Below are 6,531 nucleotides of genomic sequence, written 5' to 3'. Positions count from 1 at the left end.
CGCCCTGCTCGTTGGTCACTACCTTTCCGATGAGCGTGCCCTCTGAATCCTTGTTTAAAGATAATTTAAGAGGGATGCCGCCAACGTTTTGAAATTTGCCGTTTACTTTGGTCTTTACCTTCACCACAACATAAGGGATCTTGTTGTTGGCATCAAAGTAGCTCACCGCTACGCTCACGCTGCCTTTATCTGCCGTTTGGGCAAATCCATCATAACCTGGCAAAAGAAAGATGAGGGATAGCGATCCGAAAAGTATTTTATTTAGCAGTTTCATGATGTTCGTTTATAGTTTCTTGAATAGGGATAATAGGGAACACGCGGCAAAGCGCTACGATGATTAAAATGGCACCCGCCAATGAACCCATTGTTATGGCCCATTCTTCCCAGCTGGGGAAATAGTGGTGATAACTTGCCGGTACATCATGCATTGGTAAAAAGGGGTGCAGCAAGGTTGGAGTAACAATTAAATAACGTTTAAACCAGGCGCCCACTACCACCATAATCCCCACGATAAACATGGGAAGTGGTTTACGGCCCGTTTTAAATAATAAAATGATGATGGGCAGGATGATGCCGGTAAATATGGCGAACCAGAAAACCGGCGCAAATGATCCTGAAAACATATCATTTAAATATCCGGCTTCCGATTCTTTCATTTTAAAGAATGGGGTTAAAAACTCATTCACGTTAAAATAAAGATAGAGGAGGCATAAAAGCACCAGCACCCGGCCCATCTTATCAAAATGTTCAAGTGTGATATATTTTTCAAGGCCATACCATTTCCTGAAAATATACATGGCTACCACTACTGCGCCAGCCCCTACCAAAAAGGCGCCAGCGATGAAATAGGCGCCAAAGTTAGTGCTGTCCCAGCCCGGGCGATAAGTAGTGGCAAACAACCACGACGTTACCGTATGGATGGTAAAGGCAACCGGGATGATAGCAATGCAAAGTGCGTTAATAGCTTTTTTACTTAACAGGTATTGTTTATGACTGCCTTTCCAGAAAGAACCAAGATAGCTATAGAATTTATGCAGGCGTGGTCCTGATTCTTCCTTAAACCGCAGCAGGATCTGCAGGTCGGGCAGCATCGGGTAGTATAAAAGCAAGATACTGATAAAGAAATACGTGGTGATCACGATTACGTCCCAAATAATGGGCGATTGGATCCGGCCGTAGATAAACAAGTTGTAAAACCGCTCAGGACTACCCATATCCACAATGATGATAATGGAAGCAAAAATGATGGCCGCGACGGCTATCATCTCGGCGATGCGCGTAAGCGGCGACCCCCATTTTACACCGGCCAGCCGAAAGACTGCCGTTATCAGTGAGCCTACAAGGCTTATCGCAACAAAAAATACGAAGTTTGATATATATATACCCCATGATACATAATCGCGCATATGGGTTACAATTAAACCATACCTTAACTGCCGGTAATAGGCATAAATGCCTACCAGGCAAAATGCCGATAATATATACACCAATATCTTGCCGCTATTTTTAAACTTTCTCGGTAGCAGGTCCTGGATAATTTGTTCTTCTCCGGCTATTGATTTTGAATTTTCCACCTTTAATTATTTAAGGTTATTTATTTTGTAACTTATCATTTTCAAGTCCCGATTCATAAGGGAAGTTCCTGCTTACGGGCGGCAGGTAATAAACACTTGGTTTAGTGCCAAGGTCTTCCATTAGCCGGTACCCGCCTTTATCGCGCATCATGTCGCTGAACCTGAAAGTCTCAGCGCCATTGGTTACCGAATCTTCATTAAGGTCGCCATAAAAGAAAGTTCCGTTAGGGCAGGCTGATACGCAATGCGGCAGCATCCCCATGCGGGTCATGTCGGCACAAAAATCACATTTGCCAACGGTACCTTTTTTCTGGGGGATACTTGTTTCTGCTGAATACGGCTGAGCCGCCACATCGGCAGGTATTTCGGGCGCTCCCCAGTTAAATACCCTGGTGGAGTAGGGGCATGCAGCCATACAAAAGCGGCAGCCTATACAGCGGTCGCTGTCTATCAGCACAATCCCGTCTTGTCTTTTAAAAGTTGCGTCAACCGGGCAAACCTTAACGCAGGGCGGTTCGTCGCAATGCATACAGGTAGTAGGTTCCCAATAAGGCGCTGTATGTTCGGCTGATTGCATCGGATCTACTTTGATCCAATTCTCGCCGGGGTTTAAATCGTGCGCATGGTTACAGGCCGACTGGCATTTTTTCAGGTTTTTACACCGTGAAAGATCAATCACCATTACAAATTTTTTCCCTGGTATCCCGACCCTGGCTTCGGCATTGCTTATTGTTGGCAGGTGCGGCACCGGTTTTAAAAATGCCTCGTCAAGCTCGATCTCTTCGCCATCAACCGATAATAGTTTAACTTTTTTGCCCGATGGTTTTACATCTTCGCCGGCAGCGGCTTCAAAGGGGCTGTTTGATGTGCAACCGGTTGCTAACGCAGCAACAGCGAGGCCGGCAACCAGGAAATCCCTTCGTGAGCTATCTTTTAATTCCATCTTCTATTTAATAAAAGGTTGTATCATTTATTTTTTTATCCAGTGCTGCATCTCTGTATTGGTGACCTTTTTCATCTTGCCACTTATTTTCGACACATCCACCTCAACCAGCCGTCCATCCTGGGTCAGCATCTTAACGGTTTGCTTTTTGTTTGCTACGGGTTTCTTTTTACGCCAGAAGGAGATGCCAGTGATACTTCCAACAGCTGCAAATGCAGATAAGATGCCCATCCCCCAAACAAATTTTCTGCGCGACGGCTCATTTGTTTGTGTAGTATTTTCTTTATTATCCATAAATCCTGGGTGCTTATATTATATGTGCAAGTTATTACTACTTACTTGATGGCTGCATGATCAGAAACAGCGGAAAAAGTGACATCGATCATGTAATTTCAGATTGGTAGTTATATAATGCACTGGTCAAAAAAAAAGAGGCCCGCTATTGAGCAAGGCCTCCTTCATTAAAACAACTATTTTTTTAGTGCGCGAACATAGTTTACGAGGTTCCAGATATCTTCAGCCTCTGGAATCTTCTTTTTAAAGCTTGGCATGTCATCACGGCCCTCAGCGATCTTGTAATACAATGATCCGTCAGACTGGGCCTGGAATTTCGCCTCGGTCATATCCTGCGGGCTGGTTTTTAACTGTGCTGCTTTGCTGCCATCACCCAAACCTTTTTTACCATGGCAGGATACGCAATGTAAATTCCATAATGATTTACCTGAAGCCAGCGATTCGCCATTTGATTTTACAGGGTTGGCCATTTTTGCATTTTTTTCGGGTACGGGCCATGGTTTAGGGGTTTGCTGCAGTGTTGTAAATGCTAAACACATGGTGCACACAGCCATTAGTGTTATGGCCGAAATCAGTTTACTCTTCATTGTTGTATGGTTTTTAATAAATATTTATTTATCAGATATTTACACATAGGAAAGCAATATATTCCCGTATTGTTTTAAATTAAAAATTCCAAAGTCTGGATATATTAAACCCAATCAGGAATTCGCCTTTTTTATAGTCATTCTGGTTAAAAAAGGTATTGTTCTGCGGGCTTAACGATCCATAGTTGCCTATAAATATTTGGAAATCGTGGCCGCTTGTCCGCATGTCAATCCCGAAACTGATGTTTGGATGCGGGTTTTGGGCTGGGTTTTGTGTAAGCGGCTGATCATAATTGGCAATCAGCGACATACTTTCAGATACTTTAAGCTTGCCGCCAAGTTCTATCGCGAAGTTGTCATGATTGTATATCGGCATCACATTGCCGTTTGCATCCTGGTAACCCAGCAGGTTATTAAAGTGGGAGTAACTCGGGCTGATCTGCAATGAGAAATTTTCGCTGAATTTCCGGGCAATAATAATTTCGTTGTAGAAACTAAAACGATCGGAAGTATTTACAAACAGCGTGGTATTATCAGCTTTGCGCGTATCCATTATGGAGTTTACATAATAGGTTACGCTTACCGGCATCGAACCATCCTTCGTTTGTTTAATAATGGCAAACTTTATGTTTCCGTCAACCTGCATGTTTTCGTTGCTGGCGCCTAAACCTATCTGCAAATTATTAACCGGCACATAACTTAAATTAAGTTTCATGTTAGCGCCATTGAACAGGCCAAACGCATCCGAGAAGCCGTGTTGTACGGTGCCGAACCTGTGCTGGATATCAAATTCAAAAGTTCCTTTTATGGGCACCATTACACTTTGGTCGTCAATTAAATAATTTCCTTCGAAAGTGTTCTTTACAAATGATTTCTTTTTAATAACCGGGGCTTCCGCCGAAGTATCGGCAGTCTTTGCTGCTTTTTTAGCAGGCGTATCCTGGGCCATTACACTTCCAAATCCGCTGCAGAGCGCGATCAACAGGCACCCCCTGGCAAAACCCGGAATAAATGATGAATAACTATTGTGTTTTTTCATGAGTTGTTTTTTTAATTGTTTTTAGCTCCTTGTGTTATCCAGGCAAGCATTAATGCATTGATATTGGAAGGATTATTTGCGCTGCCGGCAGGCATGGCTACTGCCTTCTTACCGGTAAGCCATAAATACACTGAACTGCTTTTAGGCGTACCAGTGTTTACATAACCACCGGTTGTCAGCGAAGTATATGCCGCTGCAGCTGTTAAGTTTGGCGCCTGGCTGCCGCTATGGCAGCCGCTCACCGCGCAGCTTTTTGTCAAGATCGGCTGAATATCCTTTGAAAGGCTTACAGTAGTTGTTATTACCTGTGTGTTGTCTATCAATACAGTATCTGTTTTGGTACAACTGGCTATCGTAACTATGATGCAAGCGATAAGGATCAATACCATTCCCGTTTTTTTCTTGGACATGATCTTTGTTTTTTAATTATTGAAATAACAACGTTGCACTATTTCTTAAATGTCAATAGCAGGTAGGGTTGTATGCCATGCTGGTTGTTTGATTTATTCCAAAGTGCAAATCCAAATGGCTGGTCCTGCAAGCTTGAAAAGTCAACATCCTGTTTTAAAACGTCGGCTGTTTTTAATTTACGTTTGTATTCAACGATCCAACCTGAACCTGTATAAAGTGCTGATGCGGTAATGTCAGCCCTGCCGCCAATCAGTGGTGATGCAATATAACTTGGGAAACATTTTGGGCCGTCGCCGCCAAATACAGGGTCGCCTGTTCTTTGGTAATCAGTTCCGCTGTTAGGGTCAATTGTGCCACCTGCATAAGTTAATACACCGGTTGAACTAACGCCTGTAATTTTAACAGCTTTACCGCCTGCTAAAGTGTCGGCAGCTAACACATAATAATAATTTGAAGCATCAGGATAAATCCACATTGGCACAGTTACTTTGCTGCCGGTGCCATCTAATTTTAAGGATTGTTTGTTAGATAAAGCGCCTTGTGGTAAAGCAGTAGTATAGGTTGGTCCGTAAGGCCAGGTAGCTGATGTGCCGTTTACAATAAGATCATCTACGTGACGGCCATTGCCTGAACCACCTGTTAAGTTAGTGATAGATGGACCGCCTGCCCAATCCTGGTAAACATCGTCCATCTGGTTAAAGATCACGTCGCGGCTTAAGTGGCACCACCACATGTCAATTTTTTCGCTGGCGCCATTGGTATAGTGGTTACCCTCGTTTGCATTTGAAACCACAACCGGTGGCGACACCGCAAAATTGGTGTAGGGCTGAAAAATGTGGCAGCTGGCATAGCAGGTTTGGCTGATGAATTTTGGTGTCGAATTGTCAATGTTAAATAACATCGCGAATTTATCTTCACCAAAACCATCCCTGGTTACATTGCCATTGCTGTCGAATGTTTTGCTGGTTGGTTCCTGGGCCCAAAGCTGTTTTACCGGATCAAAATACCATGTAGCAACATAAACGCTTTTAGTAGGATCAGACCATTGCGCTAAAAAGTAAATGTATTGGTCGTCATACATTGACTGCAGCTTAGCTGGATATGTCTGGCCATTGTAACCTGTAAAAAGGCCATTGCCCGGGTCAGGTACAGTAGGTGTAATGTCCAATGCCGGGGCATTTTTCCATAAGCCTTCAACTGTGCCGTCAATTGTTGGCGCGGTTGCAGTTTTAACGGAAACAAGGGTGGTTGTGCTGACAGTCGCGTCAGCGCCGCCAGGGATAATGATCTGGTCTCTTTTTGTACAACTTACAACATACCCTAAAGAGAGCATTACAGTAGTGATGATCCAGAATTGTTTACTTTTTATAAGTTTCATAATTGATGATTGTTTTTGTGAGAAATTTTAACCTGTAAAAACATGTCAAACCTATGAAAGCTGCCGTGACATAAATATGACAGAAATCACTTAAAAAAATGATTGGGGATAGGTTTTTGGGAGTTTTGTTAATTTTAACTTTGCATACAGGCCCGACTATACCTTCAGTGGTGATATAGTACCTAAGCGGTTATAACGCTTATTAAGGCAACTCATATTTTAAACTAAAAACTAATTTTGAACATATTTTTAAGGTGTTTGCTGTTAATTTATGATAGCTCATTTTTATAATCAATGTCACTTTT

The 6,531-nt window shown here is 42.9% G+C and carries 8 protein-coding genes; all 8 read right to left on the bottom strand.

All coding sequences use genetic code 11. From position 1 onward, the window contains the following. Positions 1 to 274: hypothetical protein (locus tag QZY09_RS16520; protein ID WP_295674137.1), on the bottom strand; the 274-nt coding region annotated here is incomplete at its 3' end. Beyond that, the gene (nrfD, locus tag QZY09_RS16515) at positions 258 to 1,574 is read right to left on the bottom strand and encodes an NrfD/PsrC family molybdoenzyme membrane anchor subunit (protein ID WP_295674135.1); all 1,317 of its coding nucleotides are present in this window, start codon (positions 1,572 to 1,574) and stop codon (positions 258 to 260) included. The genes QZY09_RS16520 and nrfD, both read right to left, overlap by 17 nt. 16 nt (positions 1,575 to 1,590) lie before the next feature. Next, entirely contained in the window at positions 1,591 to 2,517 is a 927-nt protein-coding gene (locus QZY09_RS16510; protein ID WP_295674133.1) for a 4Fe-4S dicluster domain-containing protein, read from the bottom strand. Positions 2,518 to 2,544: 27 nt separating this feature from the next. After that, positions 2,545 to 2,811, bottom strand: a complete 267-nt coding sequence (locus QZY09_RS16505; protein ID WP_295674131.1) for a hypothetical protein — start codon at positions 2,809 to 2,811, stop codon at positions 2,545 to 2,547. Positions 2,812 to 2,987: 176 nt separating this feature from the next. After that, a complete protein-coding gene (locus tag QZY09_RS16500) occupies positions 2,988 to 3,398 on the bottom strand; it encodes a cytochrome c (RefSeq protein WP_295674129.1) in 411 nt (136 codons plus the stop codon). 79 nt (positions 3,399 to 3,477) lie between these two features. Further along, complete coding sequence (locus QZY09_RS16495; RefSeq protein ID WP_295674127.1) at positions 3,478 to 4,437, bottom strand: DUF5777 family beta-barrel protein; 960 nt, start codon at positions 4,435 to 4,437, stop codon at positions 3,478 to 3,480. 11 nt (positions 4,438 to 4,448) lie between these two features. Then, entirely contained in the window at positions 4,449 to 4,847 is a 399-nt protein-coding gene (locus tag QZY09_RS16490) for a hypothetical protein (protein ID WP_295674125.1), read from the bottom strand. Between the two features lie 38 nt (positions 4,848 to 4,885). Next, positions 4,886 to 6,226: an ethylbenzene dehydrogenase-related protein gene (locus QZY09_RS16485; RefSeq protein WP_295674124.1), complete on the bottom strand. Its 1,341-nt coding sequence runs from the start codon at positions 6,224 to 6,226 to the stop codon at positions 4,886 to 4,888. Positions 6,227 to 6,531: the final 305 nt, after the last annotated feature.

Origin of the sequence: uncultured Mucilaginibacter sp. (assembly GCF_903913935.1) — a bacterium.
In the GTDB taxonomy this organism is placed as follows: Bacteria; Bacteroidota; Bacteroidia; order Sphingobacteriales; family Sphingobacteriaceae; genus Mucilaginibacter.
Note: the sequence above shows the minus strand (reverse complement) of the source record. Positions and strands in the feature narration are given on the sequence as shown.